The sequence below is a fragment of the Phytoactinopolyspora mesophila genome (assembly GCF_010122465.1).
Taxonomy (GTDB): domain Bacteria; phylum Actinomycetota; class Actinomycetes; order Jiangellales; family Jiangellaceae; genus Phytoactinopolyspora; species Phytoactinopolyspora mesophila.
Genome location: NZ_WLZY01000014.1, coordinates 16,521 through 31,574, shown reverse-complemented (window position 1 = coordinate 31,574; position 15,054 = coordinate 16,521). Strand labels below are relative to the sequence as shown.

13 protein-coding genes are annotated in these 15,054 nt (G+C 65.5%); 6 read left to right on the top strand and 7 right to left on the bottom strand.

The annotated features are described in order from the left end of the window. Positions 1 to 17 precede the first annotated feature (17 nt). From F7O44_RS27020 to F7O44_RS27010, 3 genes are all read right to left on the bottom strand, one after another. Complete coding sequence (locus F7O44_RS27020; protein ID WP_162453443.1) at positions 18 to 1,880, bottom strand: transketolase; 1,863 nt, start codon at positions 1,878 to 1,880, stop codon at positions 18 to 20. Between the two features lie 133 nt (positions 1,881 to 2,013). After that, on the bottom strand, positions 2,014 to 2,418 hold the full coding sequence (locus F7O44_RS27015; protein ID WP_222851745.1) for a RidA family protein: 405 nt from the start codon (positions 2,416 to 2,418) through the stop codon (positions 2,014 to 2,016). 55 nt (positions 2,419 to 2,473) lie between these two features. Beyond that, positions 2,474 to 3,439, bottom strand: a complete 966-nt coding sequence (locus F7O44_RS27010; RefSeq protein WP_162453442.1) for a helix-turn-helix transcriptional regulator — start codon at positions 3,437 to 3,439, stop codon at positions 2,474 to 2,476. Positions 3,440 to 3,501: 62 nt separating this feature from the next. On the opposite strand from F7O44_RS27010, the gene F7O44_RS27005 reads away from it, so the two are divergent. Continuing rightward, positions 3,502 to 3,969 (top strand): pyridoxamine 5'-phosphate oxidase family protein, encoded by a 468-nt coding sequence (locus tag F7O44_RS27005; protein WP_162453441.1) that lies wholly within the window; start codon positions 3,502 to 3,504, stop codon positions 3,967 to 3,969. Between the two features lie 190 nt (positions 3,970 to 4,159). Here the strand turns inward: F7O44_RS27005 and F7O44_RS27000 are convergent, their stop codons facing one another. Both F7O44_RS27000 and F7O44_RS26995 read right to left on the bottom strand, forming a co-directional pair. After that, positions 4,160 to 5,740 carry a family 10 glycosylhydrolase gene (locus F7O44_RS27000; protein WP_187361662.1) on the bottom strand — a complete coding sequence of 527 codons (1,581 nt, stop codon included), beginning with the start codon at positions 5,738 to 5,740 and terminating at the stop codon, positions 4,160 to 4,162. Positions 5,741 to 6,010: 270 nt separating this feature from the next. After that, positions 6,011 to 6,436, bottom strand: a complete 426-nt coding sequence (locus F7O44_RS26995; RefSeq protein WP_162453440.1) for a winged helix-turn-helix transcriptional regulator — start codon at positions 6,434 to 6,436, stop codon at positions 6,011 to 6,013. Positions 6,437 to 6,569: 133 nt separating this feature from the next. Here F7O44_RS26995 and F7O44_RS26990 point away from each other — a divergent pair, with 133 nt between their 5' ends. After that, on the top strand, positions 6,570 to 7,442 hold the full coding sequence (locus F7O44_RS26990) for an aldo/keto reductase family oxidoreductase (RefSeq protein ID WP_162453439.1): 873 nt from the start codon (positions 6,570 to 6,572) through the stop codon (positions 7,440 to 7,442). A gap of 136 nt (positions 7,443 to 7,578) precedes the next feature. On the opposite strand, the gene F7O44_RS26985 is transcribed toward F7O44_RS26990, so the two are convergent. Continuing rightward, a complete protein-coding gene (locus F7O44_RS26985) occupies positions 7,579 to 9,831 on the bottom strand; it encodes an MMPL family transporter (protein WP_162453438.1) in 2,253 nt (750 codons plus the stop codon). Between the two features lie 160 nt (positions 9,832 to 9,991). Between F7O44_RS26985 and F7O44_RS26980 the strand changes: the two genes are divergently transcribed. After that, a complete protein-coding gene (locus F7O44_RS26980; protein WP_162453437.1) occupies positions 9,992 to 10,768 on the top strand; it encodes a WHG domain-containing protein in 777 nt (258 codons plus the stop codon). 13 nt (positions 10,769 to 10,781) lie between these two features. On the opposite strand, the gene F7O44_RS26975 is transcribed toward F7O44_RS26980, so the two are convergent. Further along, complete coding sequence (locus F7O44_RS26975; protein ID WP_162453436.1) at positions 10,782 to 11,933, bottom strand: epoxide hydrolase family protein; 1,152 nt, start codon at positions 11,931 to 11,933, stop codon at positions 10,782 to 10,784. 63 nt (positions 11,934 to 11,996) lie between these two features. On the opposite strand from F7O44_RS26975, the gene F7O44_RS26970 reads away from it, so the two are divergent. The 3 genes from F7O44_RS26970 to F7O44_RS26960 all read left to right on the top strand — a co-directional run bounded on the left by F7O44_RS26970 (position 11,997) and on the right by F7O44_RS26960 (position 14,848). Continuing rightward, positions 11,997 to 12,983 carry a helix-turn-helix transcriptional regulator gene (locus F7O44_RS26970; RefSeq protein WP_162453435.1) on the top strand — a complete coding sequence of 329 codons (987 nt, stop codon included), beginning with the start codon at positions 11,997 to 11,999 and terminating at the stop codon, positions 12,981 to 12,983. 324 nt (positions 12,984 to 13,307) lie between these two features. Beyond that, positions 13,308 to 13,592 (top strand): hypothetical protein, encoded by a 285-nt coding sequence (locus F7O44_RS26965; protein ID WP_162453434.1) that lies wholly within the window; start codon positions 13,308 to 13,310, stop codon positions 13,590 to 13,592. After that, the gene (locus F7O44_RS26960) at positions 13,589 to 14,848 is read left to right on the top strand and encodes a choice-of-anchor B family protein (RefSeq protein ID WP_162453433.1); all 1,260 of its coding nucleotides are present in this window, start codon (positions 13,589 to 13,591) and stop codon (positions 14,846 to 14,848) included. The genes F7O44_RS26965 and F7O44_RS26960 overlap by 4 nt, the downstream gene beginning before the upstream one ends. The last annotated feature ends 206 nt before the right edge of the window (positions 14,849 to 15,054 follow it).

Below are 15,054 nucleotides of genomic sequence, written 5' to 3'. Positions count from 1 at the left end.
GCGCGCCGAACCCGAGGTCACAGCTCGCCGGTGGCGTCGAGTTCGGCCAGGTAGGCGCGAGCCGCCGCCGCGATGCCCACGCGGTCGATACCGCACGTTCGCAACTGCTCGGCGGGCGTCGCCGATCCCGGCATGTCGTGGACAGCCAGCTTGATCATGACCGGAGGTGGGCCTCCGGTCATGAACGCGCCGCAAACGGCGTCACCCAAACCACCTTCCGGCCGGTGGTCCTCCACTGTCAGCAGGCACCCGGTCTCCTGCGCGGCCTGGCGGAGTGTGAAGACGTCCACAGGTTTGATCGAGTACAGGTCGATCACCCGTACGGCTACGCCCTCTTCTGCCAGGATGTCCGCGGCTCCGAGTGCCTCGTGGACAGTGATGCCCGCGGCCACGATGGTGAGAGCGTCGTCGGGTGAGGACCGTAGAACCTGGCTTCCCCCGACGTAGAACTCCTCATCGTAGTGGTAGATGACCGGACAATCGCCCCGGCAGGTGCGTAAGTAGCTGATGCCGCGTTGCTCGGCCATGGCGCCCACCAGCGCAGCCGTCTGGTTCGCGTCACACGGATGCAACACCGTGCTCGAATGCACAGCACGCATCAGGGCGATGTCCTCCAGGCCCATCTGCGACGGGCCGTCCGCGCCGATCTCGACACCGGCGTGGGAGCCGATCAGGCACATGTTCGCGTTCCCGATCGCTGCCATCCGAATGAAATCGTAGGCACGGGTCATGAATGCGGCGAAGGTCGCCACATATGGCACCCAGCCGCGGGATTGCATCCCGACAGCCGCCGCCACCATCTGCTGCTCGGCGATGAAGAACTGGAAGAATCGATCTGGGTGTTCCTTGGCGAAATACTCCATCCGGGTCGAGTCAGCTACTTCGGCGTCGAGCCCGAGCACATCGGGGCGCGCATGGCCGAGTGCGCTCAGCGCCTGCCCGAATGCCGTGCGAGTGGCGACTTCCTCACCCACTTCGTACGGCTGAGGCTCGTAGTCAGCGGGCGCACGGAACTGGTGAGGCGGCGCGAGGTACTCAGGCTCGGGCACGTCGATCCAGATGTCGCTGATCCCACCGAGCTCCGCAATGGCTTCCCGGCCGTTGGGCAACGGCTTTCCGTGTCTGCCTTCTTGATCAGCCACTTCGGCCACACCGGCACCTTTGGTGGTGCGAGCAAGGACCGCAGTGGGCCGACCCACCGCCAGCGCTTCAGCGTAGGCCTGGTCGATCTGCGACAGATCATGGCCGTCGATCTCCACTGTGTGCCAACCGTGCGCGGCGATGCGCCTGGCGTAGGCGCCGGTATCCCAGCCGTATCGGGTGGGTCCCCGCTGCCCGAGCCGGTTCACGTCGACGATCGCGGTCAGCTTGTCCAGGCCTTCACCTGCAGCGTGCTCGAAAGCCTCCCACATGGAACCTTCGGCCAGCTCGCTGTCGCCGCACAAGACCCAGGTCCGATAAGGCAGCCGGTCGAGAAGCTTGCCGCTCAACGCCAGCCCGACACCGATCGGCAGGCCTTGCCCGAGCGATCCGGTAGCGACGTCCACCGTCGGCAGACTCGGCGTCGGATGCCCTTCGAGGCGGCTGCCGAGAGCCCGGTACGTGACCAGCTCGTCGTCGCTCACAATGCCAGCTGCCTTGTTCAAAGCGTAGAGCAACGGCGATGCGTGGCCTTTGGAGAAGATCAGGTGATCATTCTGCGGGTTGGTCATGTCCGACACGTCCCAGCGGAGGTACTTGGCGAGCAGCACCGCCATCAGGTCCGCAGCGGACAACGAAGAGGTCGGGTGGCCGGAGCCGGCTACCTCCGCGCAACGCACGGAGTCCACGCGCAGCTGCCGGGCCAGTCCCGCCAGTTTGCTCGGATTTCCTGTAGCCACATCATTCACCTACCCAGGTTGGCACACTCCCAACACCGAGATTTCGGTTTCGCCATTCATATCTCTGCAATCGGTCGAACGCTCTGTCATATTTGGGCTCGTGATGTCGTGCGATGCGTATGCGGGCGACGCTCTACCCGGGCTTGACGGCCACCACATCGATCTCAACCAGGATGTTCATCAGGTCCGAGCCGACGGTGGTACGAACCGGACGGGAGCCGGTGAACCTCTTCTCGTACACCCGGTTATAGGCGGCGAAGTGCTCGTGCAGGTGTTGCAAGTGGGCGGTGACCTTGACCACGTCGGACAATTCCAGACCAGCCGCGCGTAGGGCACGTTCGACATTGTCGATCGTCGCATCGGTCTGTGCCTCTATGCCGTCGGGTACGGCACCGGTCTCCGGATCGGCAGGACCGAATCCGGCCGTCCACACCATGTTTCCCGCGAGGGCGACATGACTGTACGGCCCGCCCGGCTTCGGAAGGTCTTCGCTGACGATGTATTCGGCCATTGGTGTGCTGCCCTTTCGTTCACTCATGGGACTTCGCACCCGACGTTAGCCTCCCGGGATCAACGCCATCCCGGCGAGGTCATCATGCGTTCGCCTCTGCCAAGGCGGCACCGATCCGCCGCAGTGCTTCCCGCAGCGACGGCGGATCAAGTACCTCGACGTCGGGGGCCAGGCCGGTGAGCTGCCGGGCCGCGACGTCCTCGCCCTCAGTGGGCAACGTCACCTCGTACCAGCCGCCCGCATCGGGCCCCTTCGCCGATTGAACGGCGGCTTCAGCGGACGCAGGGCTGACATAATGCCGAAGATGCCGGTAGGCCCACGGAGCGAGGCGCACGCGGCAGGTGTATCGCAGAAGGGATCGATCAAACTCGGCCGCCGACCGTGCCCACCAGGCCGCGAGGTCGAAGCCTTCCGGCCGGGTGAAGCGCTCGTCGCGCTTCGAGACCTCGGTCACCCGACCGATCCGGTAGGTCCTGACCTGTGCACGATGAGCCGCGACCAGATACCAGGTACCGGCTTTGAGCACCAGCCCCAACGGATCCAGCCGGCGCCGCACCGTACGGCCTGATCGATCGTAGGCGATATCCAGACGCCGGCCGGCCCAGACTGCTTCGGCAATCGCCGCTAAAGCCGCCGGCGGCTCCTCCCGGTTGAACCAGCCCGGGGCATCTAGGTGGAAGCGTTCGCGCAGCCGCCCGGCCCGCCCTCTCAGCTCGGGCGGAAGGGTGGCGACCACCTTCGTCTCCGCGGCGGTCAGCACTGCCCCCAGCCCCAGGTCAGCGACCGCCGACGGCGCCCCGGCCAGGAAGAGCGCTGCCGCCTCGTCTCCGGTGAGACCATCCAGCCGGGTCCGCCAGCCCTCGACCAGATGGATCCCACCGCCCGGGCCGGATTCGGTCCACAACGGCACTCCGGCAGCCTGAAGTGCTCCGACGTCGCGGTAAATGGTGCGGATCGACACGCCGAGTTCATCGGCCAAGGCGGCGGCCGTCGCTGCGCGCCGCTGCTGAAGCATGAACATCAGGCTCATCAACCGGCTCGCTCGCATGTGGCGAAACTACGCCATCATGCTGACATCGGATGTCAGGAATAGCGGCCGATACTGGCTCCATGGCAACGTGGAAACAGTTCTCCGACGAAGCACCAGAGCTGGCGCGGGCGGTTCGCGCCAGGCTCCAGTTCACCAAACACCATGTCCTCGCCACCCTGCGCGGCAACGGCGCGCCCCGGGTCAGCGGCACCGAGGTGGATTTCCATGGCGAGCACCTGACCATCGGTTCCATGCTCAACGCGGTCAAGGCACGCGACCTGCAGCGCGATCCGCGCTATGCCATCCACTCCAACCCCGGAGACGGCTCGATGGACGGCGGCGATGCCAAGATATCCGGTCGCGCGACCGAGGTCCCCGCTGATCGGATCGATCACTATCTAGACCGCCCGATCGAGGCACCTGGCCCCTTCCACCTGTTCCTCATGGACATCGACGACGTCGTACTGGCCGGGTTGAACGACAGCCGCACCGGCATGCTCATCCAGCTGTGGCGTCCCGGCCAGCCGGTTCAGACATTCGACCGCTAGTGCTCCGTAATACCGGTTCCTTCACAGGCTGTGATGTCCAGGTGGGATGCTGCGCAAGGCGGAGGAGGCCCAGGTAGTGGGGTTCTACCTGGGCCGATGACAACGCAGCGCAGCGCCGCCTGGGCGCGCCACAGACGGAAAGAGACCGGCATTACGGAGCACTATGGACGACGCCACCCGAAGGTGGCGTCTAGGGGCGGCCCGGCCGCACCAGCGGCGCGAAATCAGCCGTCACGATCTCTCCAGCGGCAACCTCGACCACATCCACCGGTTGGCCCACGACGCCGCGCGGAAGCTCGATCGAGACCAGCCAGCGACCGGGCTCCAAGTTGACGAACCCGAACCATCCAGACCCGTCACTGACCCGTCCGGCGGCCTTCGCGCCGGTCCGCAAGTTGGTAGCCGACACACTGACCTGGTCGAGAGCGGCGCCGTCCCGCGTGATCAGCTCGCCGGCGATGTGGCCGTGCTCAGGCTCGGTTTTCCAGGTCATCTCCGGCACAGCCGCGGGTTGGGCGAAGAGGGGCTCCGCTCCGGACGGGTCCTCGGCGGTCAGCCCGTGCGCCAACCGTTCCCGCTCGGCATCCGCCTGTTCGGGGCTGCCGCTGGCGTTGCTCGGGGTCGCGTAAGAGTAGCCGCTCCAGCCGACGACCGTGTTGCCGTCGGCGGACGGTTCGAGCGCCCGTCGCGCCTGGCGCAGGCTGTCCTCCACCGTGTTGAGATAGAGCGCCGGGCCAACGACCGAGAATCGGTCGGCCTGCCAGTCCTTGAGCACCTCGTTCCACTCGTCGTACATCTGGATGCGGTCGCCCTCGTCAGTCTCCGCCTTGTAGTTCATGGCGACGTTGACGTCGATGATTCCTTCCTCGAGCCACGCCTTCCAGTCCTGCATGACCTCGGAGTACGCGCGGGTGGCTTCCCAGCCGCCCTCGGTCTGCGGCCCGAACCAGTACGTGATGCCGTTGATGGACAGCGCCGCTTGGGGGTCGACGTCGTACATCGTCAAGAAGATCTTCCGCGTGAACCCGGTGACTTGCTCACGGCGCCAGTCGCTGAACTCGGCGTCGGTGGGCTCGGGGATATCGCCCCGTCCGGTGGCCGCCTGGAACCGGTCGATCGAGGCAGCGGTGTAACCCCAATCGCTCTGGTAGTTGGCGGTGTTGCCGTCCGGGTAGCGGATGTAGTCCAGGTTGATGCCGTCGACGTCGTACTCGCGCACAATGCTCGCGATGCCTTCGACGACGTAATCCACGGCAGCCGGATTGGCCGGATCGATGTTGCGCAGGTTCGCACCCACCGTCTGTTCGCCGTCGACGCGCACGTTCAACCAGTTGTCCCATCCGTCGACATCGTGGCCGTTGGTGTGGAAGATGTGTTCAGGGTTCTCCGGCGGGGTCGCCAGATTCCACGCCGGTGTCGCGTTGACCCATGCGTGCACCTCGATTCCGGCCGCGTGTGCTTTCTCGATCACATCGTCCAGGGGGTCGAAGTCGGCGTCGATGGGCACGTGCGTGCGGGGGAAACTCGATCGGTTGCAGAAGCAGTCCATCCAGCGGCCTACCTGGACGATCAGCACATTGGCGTTGATGGCCCGGGCGTCTTCGACCAGCTTGTCGACGTTCTCAGGCGTGTAGATCGAGTCGCGGAACGAATCCACCCAGTAGCTCCGCCATTGTTCCTGCGGCGGGTCGGCTACGGCCGAAGCCGACGTGAACACCAGTGACGATGCGACGAGGGCGGTGATGGACGCGGTGACAGCACGGCGGCTCATGGCCAGGTCCTTCCGGTGGGGGCAGTCCGGGTAACCGGGGAGCGTAATGAATTCTCACATCCGTGTCACTACTGGACATCCACAAAAACAATTACCAGCCCTAGATGATCATGTTTGGTGGGTTTACCCGCGCCCCACCATGACTGCAGACCTATTGACGCACGAGGAAACCCACCAAACATGATCATCTAGGGCTGCCTACCGGAGCGGACGTGGCTGGCGGTGCGAGGCGAAAGTCGAGTCGTCAGCACTGCCGGATGGACCGCTGCGTCAGTGGTCGGCGTCGTACTCATCACGGTGCGCCTGGACGGCTTCCATGTGGTCTTGTGCCCAGCTCCGGAGCTGCCGGGTGGTCTGGTAAAGCGAGAGACCGAGCGCAGTGAGCGCGTAATCGACGGTGACCGGAACGGTCGGGGTGACGGTACGCGTGACCAAGCCATCGCGCTCTAAAGAGCGCAGCGTCTGGGTGAGCATCTTCTGGCTGACACCGGCGATCAGACGCGAAAGCTCCGAGTATCGCATCGAAGCCGGCACGCCGGGGCTCCCGCCGCCGTCGCCACCGAGTGCGCAGAGGACCAGCACGACCCACTTGTCCGAGAGCCTGTCGAGCAATTGACGGCTCGGACACACTGCCAGAAACACGTTGTATTCGGCTTTGGCACGGGCTCGCTTCTGAGCCGCGTTCGTTGTCGCCATGGACATCATCCTTCGGGGAGACGGGGCGTAACGCACTCTAAGGTGCCTACTTCCCGTGAGGAAGTTGCTCTCCAATACTGGTGGAGCGGCGACCTAAACGCCACCGCTGGCTCGCATGACGAAAGGCAAGATGATGACCACTGCTTCCTCCACCCTTCTCGGCGGCACCTGGCGCCTCGGCGACCGGACTGTCACCCGGTTCGGATACGGCGCCATGCAGCTCGCGGGCCCCTGGGTTATGGGATCTCCGGCGGACCGTGACGGCGCGATCGCCGTGCTGCGCGAGGCCATCACTCAAGGGATCACCCACATCGACACCAGCGATGCCTACGGGCCCCGGATCACCAACCAGCTGATCCGGGAAGCATTACACCCTTATCCGGAGTCCCTACTCATTGCCACCAAGGTCGGAGCAAACCGGAACGCCGAAGGTGGCTGGCCCACGGAGCGCCGACCTGAGGACCTACGTCGACAGGTCCGCGAGAACCTCGAATCCCTCGGAGTAGAGACTCTCGATCTGGTGAACATGCGCATGGGCGACGCGACCGGGCCTCAGCCCGGTTCGATCACGGAGGCGTTCGAGACCCTCGCCGAGCTCCAGCAGCAGGGCCTGATCCGCCACCTCGGGGTCAGCAACGTCACCGCCGAACAGGTCGCGCAAGCACGCGAGACCGCGCCGATCGTGTGCGTGCAGAACATGTACAACCTCGCCCACCGTCACGACGACCCCCTCATCGACAAGCTCGCCGACGACGGCATCGCCTATGTCCCGTTCTTCCCTCTGGGCGGTTTCACCCCGCTGCAGTCCGCGGAGCTCTCCAGGGTGGCGGCCCGCCTGGGCGCAACGCCGATGGCCGTCGCCCTGGCCTGGCTTTTGCAGCGTTCGGCGAACATCCTGCTCATTCCGGGCACCTCCAAAGTCGCGCACCTGCGCGAGAACATCGCCGGCGCCGGACTCACGCTGTCCGCGGAGGACGTGGCCGAACTCGACAGCATCAGCCGCTGACAATCACCAACGCTCATTCCACACCGGTCGGCTCCGCCCCACTAGATGATCATGTTTGGTGGGTTTTCCGGTGCCTCACCATGCCCGCAGGCCTGTTGACGCACGAGGAAACCCACCAAACATGATCATTTGGAGGTCAGCCGACAGGCTCGAGGTGCTTGGCCGGAGCCGGCAGGTGCACCTCGGGGCGACCTTCGACATGCAGCTGCGGAAGCCTACGCTCCCACGACGCCGGCAGCCACCAGTTGCGGCGCCCGAACAAGTGCATCACCGCAGGTACCAGGAGCATCCGCACCACGGTCGCGTCGATGAAGATCGCCGCCGCCATGCCGACGCCGATGGCTTTCAGGGCAACCTCATCGCTCGGTATGAACGCCGCGAACACCGCGACCATGATGGCCGCCGCCGCGGTGATCACCCGGCCGGTGCCGGCCAGACCGTCGACGATGGCCCGGCCGTTGTCGAGAGTACGCACCCAGGACTCCCGCATCCGGCTGATCAGGAAGACCTCGTAGTCCATCGACAGCCCGAACAACACGGCGAAGATCAGCACCGGAATGAACGCCGGCATGGGCGTCGGTGTATCGATACCGATCAGCTGACCGAACCAGCCGCCCTCGAGCGCCAGTGCGACGACGCCGTACGCGGCCGCCACGGACAACAGGTTCATCAGTGCCGCGGTGATCGGGATGACGACGCTACGGAAGGCGACCAATAGCAGCAGCATGGACAGCACCACGACGCCGCCGATCAGCAGCGGCAGCCGGTCGGTGATGTTGTCCGTCGAATCTATGGCGGTGGCTGTCACGCCGCCGATGTACACCTCCAGGGCCGTGCCACCGACCGCATCCGGTATCACGGCGGATCGCAGCGTCTCGATCAGCTGCTCCGTGGCATCGTCCTGCGGGCCCGTCATCGGCACCACGGTGAAGACCGCCGTGTCGGACCCCTCGTTCATGATCGGCGGCGTCACGGCAGCCACACCGTCCGTCGCGCCGATCACCTGGGTCAGGCGTTCAAGCGCCGCGTCGTCACCCGGCTCATCGAGGTTGGCGGCGAGCAGCAGCGGCCCGTTGGCGCCATCACCGAACCCCTCGGCCAGCATGTCGTATGCCTGCCGGACGGACTTTCCTTCCGCCTCGTTTCCCGCGTCGGGGAAGCCGAACCTCGCCCCAAGGAAAGGAGCCGCCAACGCCAGCAGGACACCCACGCCCACGACAGCGGCGATCACCCGGTGCCGCTCGATCACCCGTCCCCACCACAGCCAGCCGCGGGGTGGCTCGACATGCCCGCCCTCGGTGACCAGCGCCGGGCGTTTGCGCCCCATTGGCAGCCGCAACCGGTCGACGTGGCGGCCTAGATACCCGAGGATCGCGGGGAAGAGTGTGGTGGCGGCCGCCATCACCACGAGCACAGCCGCGATCGTCACGACGGCGGCGCCACGCATGAAGGACAGCCCCATGGCGAACAGCCCGAGCATGCTGACGACGACGGTGGTGCCGGCCACCAGGACGGCGCGGCCAGCCGTGTCGAGTGTGGCCACCGTGGCCCGCTCCGGATCGAGGCCAACAGCGCGCCATTCCCGGAACCGGGTCACCATCAGCAGGACATAGTCGATTCCCAGCGCGATCCCGAGCATGGTGGCCAGCGCCGTGGACCAGTCGGGGACATCGATCAGAGCCGCGAACAGACCGGTGAGCATCGCGCTGACCCCCAAGCCGGCCAGCGCGACGAGCAACGGCAACCCAGCCGCCACCACTGAACCGAACGTGACCAGCAGGATGAGCGCCGCGGCGATGAGGGCGATGCCCTCGGAGCCGATCTCGCCCTGTTCGGCCCAGGTGATCGATTCCCCTCCCAGAGCCACCTCGAGCCCCGGCCGCTCGGCCTGCTCGGCCACGGCCAGCAACCGTTCGCTGTCCTCCTCGGGCACGTTGGCGCCGTTGTCGTAGGTCAACCGGAGCTGGGCGGTGAGCGTCTGCCCGTCCTCGGAGATGTGGCCGGGTTGCGCGTAGGGGTCGTCGGCACCCACGACGTGCGGCGCGGCACTCAGTTCCCGCAAGAGAGTGGTCACGTCACGTTGGACGTCGGGCGCGGTGACGTCGTCGGCGTGGACGACGACGTCCACGGTGTCACCGGCAAAGTCGGGGAAACGGTCCGCCAGGAGATTCTGTGCCTGGCTCGAATCCGAGCCTGGCGCGGAGTAGTCGGCGGCGAAGTCGCCGGCGAATGCGGCCGAAAGGCCGACGGCAGCCGCGATAGCCAGCACCCAGGCAGCGACGACGCGGCCGCGCCGGCGGAAGGCTATACCGGCCAGGACACCGAGTGGACCGGGTTTCGGAGGTGGGGAGGTCGGATGCGAGCCAAGGCTCTGATCGGTTTCAGTCATGGCAACCCTCGACGAGAACGAAATGGGCCGTGACGCTAGTAAAGTAGCCTCACGTACGTTACGAGTCGTAACTATTCGCTTCGGGGTTTGCGTTTGTCAAGTGGCATAACTTCTGTGACGATGCTTAACTGAGAATTCACTCAGGGAGTTGACCAACGACGTGTCCAATGCACCGAAAGACCAGGGCGGCACCGACGCAGCGGTCTCCGCCGGCCCATCGCGGCGGGAGCGCGCCAGAGCAGCGACGATCGACGAGATCAAAGACACGGCACTGAAGCTCATGCACGAGCAAGGCAGCACCGAGCTCAGGTTCTCCGACATCGCGCGACAGATGGGCATGACCGCACCGGCGCTGTACCGGTACTTCGCGGACCGTGATGAGCTGCTCACCGCTTTGATCGTTGACGCTTTCGATGATCTCGGCAACGCCGTGGCCGACGCTCGCGAGCAGGTGCCGCCCGACGACCTGCCCGGGCGCTTCCTCGCCGTTGGCGGCGCGTACCGGGCATGGGTAAACCGGGAGCCGCAACGCTTCGCCCTGATCTTCGGCATGCCCGTACCCGGTTACGTCGCCCCCGAGGAGGGCCCAACCACCGAGGCCGCACAACGGGCCATGACGCAGCTGAAGTCGCTGTTCACCGAGGCCGCCAACCGGGGTTTGCTCGGCGAGCCACGGATTCAAGACGTCGACGACTCCTTCGCCGCCTGCGCCATGGTCAAAGAGGCGCACGCGCCCGACGACTCGCCGATGCCGCCGCACATCTTTCAGGCGTGCCTGCACTGCTGGGCTTCACTACACGGCTTCGTGACTCTCGAGACGTACGGCCACTTCGACTTCCTGACGCTGGAAGCCCGTGATGCGCTGTTTGTCTCCGCAGTGCGGCTCGCCGCCACCTCTGCCGGCTTTCCGTGGCCGGAAGACGCAGCGGCGAGCTGAGACGATCGGTTCGCTACTTGCGGAACACCCGGAAGAATTCTCGGACGTCGTCGATCAACAGGTCGGGAGCCTCCATGGCCGCGAAGTGACCGCCCCGGTCGTAATCGCTCCAGTGCACGATGTTGTTCTTGCGCTCATCGACGTGCCGCAGCGCAACGTCACGCGTCGTGAAGAGGGCGACGCCGGCTGGCACGTCGGACACCTCCGGCTCCGCACCCCATCCGTTCGCGCTCTCCCGGTAGATCTGAGCCGACGAGCCGGCCGTGCCAGTGAACCAGTACACGCTGACGTTGGTGAGCAACTGATCGATGTCGACGGCATCCTCGGGCAAGTCCTTGGCCGGATCGCTCCACTCCTTGAACTTCTCGACGATCCACGCCGCCTGCCCGACGGGTGAGTCGGTCAGCCCGTAGGCGAGTGTTTGCGGCTTGGCCGCCTGGATCGCCGTGTAGGCGATGTCGTAGCCGTACAGATACGCCATGCGCTCCTGGTCCCGCTCCGGCAGGGCCGCCACCTCTGCCTCGTCGACCTCGAACGGCAGCGTGAAGCCTCCGTTGACATGGATGGCGGCTACGTGATCGCGGTCAACGAGGCTCAGCTCCCGGCTGATCTGCGAACCGAAGTCACCACCCTGAACGACGTAGCGCTCATACCCGAGCCGACGCATGAGTTCGGCCCATGCCGTCGCGATGCGCTGGACGTTCCACCCCTCCTCACGCGTCGGGCCGGAGAATCCGAAGCCCGGAATGGAGGGCGCGATCACGTGGAAAGCATCCGCCGGGTCTCCGCCGTACCGCCCCGGATCGGTCAGCGGGCCGACGATCTCCATGAATTCGACGACGGAACCCGGCCAGCCATGGGTGATCATCAGTGGCATGGCATTCGGCTCGGGCGAGCGAACGTGGACGAAGTGAATGTCGTGGCCGTCGATCTCGGTTGTGTACTGGTCAAACGCGTTCAGCTTCGCCTCTTGCGCTCGCCAGTCGAACGTCGTTCGCCAGTACTCCACCAGGTCCTTCAGGTAGTCCACCGGGACGCCCCGGCTCCACCCGGCCCCGGCGATGTCGCTCGGCCAGCGGGTGCGCGCGAGCCGCTCTCGAAGGTCGTCAACGTCGGCTTGTGGGATGTCGATCCGGAAGCGCTCGATGCCTGCTGTGTTCGTCATAACCGCTACGCTACGGACCTGTTAGGACGGAACTTGTCCTAAGTTGCTGCGAAGATGTGACGTATGTGGGAAACATCTGGGCGCCTGCTCCGTTTACTGTCGCTCTTGCAGACTCGCCGGGAATGGACGGGTGCCGAGCTGGCCGGCCGGCTCGACGTCACAGTCCGGACCATCCGCCGTGACGTCGAACGGCTACGGGCGCTCGGGTACCCGGTGGACGCCGCGCGAGGCGCCGCGGGTTACCGCTTGGGCCCTGGCGCCGAGGTTCCGCCCCTCCTGCTGGACGACGAGGAAGCGGTCGCCGTGGCCATGGGCCTGCGGACGGCCGTCGGGGGGACCATCACCGGCATCGAGGAAGCATCGGTCCGGGCGCTGACCAAGCTGGAGCAGTTATTGCCGTCACGGCTTCGCCACCGGATCAACACCCTCCAGTCGGTGACCGTCCCGATCAGCCAAGGCGGACCGACGGTCGGCGCCGACCTACTGACGGCGGTGGCGACCGCGGCACGCAACCACGAACAGCTGCGATTCGACTACGTGAATCATGACGGCTCCGAACGGCGACGTACCACCGAACCGCACCGGCTGGTCTCATCCGGGCGCCGCTGGTACTTGGTCGCCTGGGATGTGGACCGTGACGACTGGCGCACGTTCCGGCTCGACCGGATGCGCCCCCGCACACCCACCGGCCCGCGGTTCAGGCCTAGAGATCTTCCCGCGGACGACGTCTCCAGTTTCACCGCACGCGGCATCTCGGTGCGCCCCTATCGCTACCACGCAGTGCTCACACTGCACGGCTCACTCGAAGCGGTCACTGAGCGGGTACCCCCGACCATCGGCGTGGTCGAAGCCATCGACCGCCGACGATGCCGCCTCGAGACCGGGTCGGACTCCCTCGAGGAGCTCGCCGTGTGGGTAGCGCTGTTCGGCTTCGAGTTCGAGGTGCACGAGCCCTCCGAACTCCGCGATGTGATCGAAACACTGGCCGGACGCCTCAGCCGTGCGTCGGCGGAAAGCTCACGTGCCGCCGACACTCGTCCGGTCCGTTGAGTCGCTGACTGATTCGCGGAGTCTTGCCGGGCGTCGTGGGCACCGAACCGAGCCTCGACAGTACGAGATCCTCTGGCCTGCGGTACGGACCAGACGATCGTCGGCATGCTGCGCTCGTGATGCCACTACCAGTGGGTATCGGCTGCCTGTCGGACGATCAAGATCTTATAGCTCTTGGACGCAACCATCCGAGCGCACAAACAAGCCTTCCGGAACCCAACGGCCGAGCGTACACTCCGCGACATCAGAATTCGGGCTTAGTGGCCCTGGCAAGACGGGCGGCTCCCCTTTCACCGGGGCCACTCTAGGGCTGGGGGGGTACAGATGAGCACGGAACGCGGGTCGAGAACGCGCCGGACCACTGTAGTGGGCAGCGCCCTGGCGGTAACGGTCGGTTTCATCACAAGCGGGCTGGCACTAGCGCACGATCCGCCCGATGTCGATCCAGACGCACTCCCGTTGGAGATCGTGCAGTCGCAAGGCGACGGAATCGAGACTCTCCCCACGGCCAAGGGGCCGTTCCCGGACACCGAGAACATGCGGTTCCTGGCCAGGTCGCCCCTGAGGCGATGGGGGCTCTCCCGATTCCCGGCAGCTTCGCCGACATGACTGCCAAGGGCCTGCTGAACGACATCTGGGGTTGGACGTCGCCGGCAGGAGAAGAGTATGCGCTCGTGGGGAGCACAGGCGGGCTGGCAGTCGTCCGGGTGACCGACCCGACCAACCCTGTATTCCTCGGCAGCCTTGAAAGCCAGGCACCGGGCGACATCGGCAACCTCTGGGGTGATGTGGGCGTGTTCGAGAACTTCGCCTACTACACGTCGGAGATCGTCGGGTCCGAGATCGACGTGGTCGATCTGTCGGTCCTCGACGGGCTCGGACCGGCGCCTTCGCCCGACACCGTGCTGCCAGCGCCAACCTTCAGGTTCTCGGGTGGCGGCTACCTCTCCGCCCACAACATCCAAGTCAACGAGGAGACCGGTTTCGCCTACGTTGCCGGCGTCCGTCTCGAGCCCGGCGCCGCGAACAACGCGTGCGGCCTCGAAACGCCGCCGCGGTTCAACACGTTGATCTACGACCTCAACACCGACCCCACCGATCCCGACGTGGCGGCCTGCCTCGACGACATCGGCGAGCACGATTTCTATCCGGTCGTCTACGACGGGCCGGACGCCAGGTTCCAGGGACGCGAGATCGTGTTCGTCTTCGACGGCCGCGACCGCACGCTGCCGGTCGGCGAGCGCATCGGTGGCTTCACCGAGATCTGGGACGCGACCGACAAGGACAACATCGAGGTGCTTGCTCGCTTCCGTGTTCCAGGCATGGTGTTCTCGCACGCCGGGTGGACGACCGAAGAACAGGACTTCCTGTTCATCAACGACGAGCTCGACGAGCTAGTCGCCGCCGGGTGGGCGTTCTCGGAGTTCTTCGCCCAGCCGGTCGACGATCCCACGAACAAGCCGGCCACCGGCACGTTCATCGTCGACGTCAGGCAGCTGGACAACCCGGTCTTCATCGAGCGGTTCGAGCACGACACAGTGAGTCTGGATCACAACTTCATTGTCAAGGATGACAAGATCTATCAGGCCAACTACACGTCCGGGACACGAGTGCTCCAAATCGAACGAGACGCGACCGGCATGGTCAGTTTGTCCGAGTTTGCCCACATGGACACCGAGCCACGGCTGCCGAAGAACATCCTCAACCTCAATCAGGAGGACAAGTTCGGCACCGCGTTCCTCGGGCAGTGGGGCGTCTTCCCGCTGTTCGACAGCGGCACCATTGTCGCGAGCGACCGCAACAACGGCCTCATCGTCATGCAGCTCAGCGATACACCGTGCAAAGGGATGAAATGCAGTAGGTGAGCGTGACACAGCCACAACAGGGCTTCGAGCTCCGCGATGTGATCGAAACGCTCGCCGGATGCCTCAGCCGTGCGCCGCCGGAGGCTCACTGGCGACCGGAACCACGAAGCCGTTGATCAGCCTGGCCAGCTCACCTGGCTGATCAATGGGCACGAGAGTGCCTGGCAGGACACACCGATCTGGAAGCCCGCGCTGTGCTGCTGCTG